Source organism: Salinimicrobium oceani (assembly GCF_012037645.1).
Genome location: NZ_JAAVJR010000219.1, coordinates 1 through 618 on the forward strand (window position 1 = coordinate 1; position 618 = coordinate 618).

Annotated in this window: 1 pseudogene; it reads right to left on the reverse strand. The window is 42.7% G+C overall.

Annotated features, from left to right (window positions below):
* A pseudogene (locus HC175_RS16365) lies at window positions 1-618 on the reverse strand (excinuclease ABC subunit UvrA); the annotation flags it as partial.

Sequence of the window (618 nt, forward strand, 5' to 3'; positions counted from 1 at the left end):
TTCCGTTTACCTTAAAGTATAAGGACTCTTTTCTAAGACGGCTGCCTTCACATTCCGGGCAAAGGATCTTGTCCATATAGTCTTTGGCCCATCGGCGAAGGGAGGCAGATTCGTTTTTGTGGTAGGTCTCCTCTATAAATGTAGCCACCCCTTCAAAATCGATTTTATATTCCCGGGTGATGCCTAAAGTCTTGGAATCTTTGGTGAATTTTTCTTTGCCTCCAAAAAGGATCATTTTCACAGCCTCTTCAGGAATATCTTTCCATGGATCATTGAGGCTGAAGTTATAACGTTCGGCTATTAATTCCAGCTGATTAAAGATCCAGTTTTTTTTCTGAGGTCCATGAGGGGCAAGAGCTCCTTTTTTTATGCTTTTTGAAACATCGGGCACAATCTTCTTTTCATTCACCGTATGCAGGGTTCCAATGCCATTACAAACCGGGCAGGCACCCTTGGGAGAGTTAAAAGAAAAATTATTAGGTTCGGGGGTGGGGTAGGAAATTCCGCTGGAAGGACACATAAGATTCCGGCTGAAGTATTTGATCTCTCCAGTTTCCTGTTCCATGATCATAAGGACATCCTCACCATGGTACATAGCAGTCTTAATACTATCAGCTA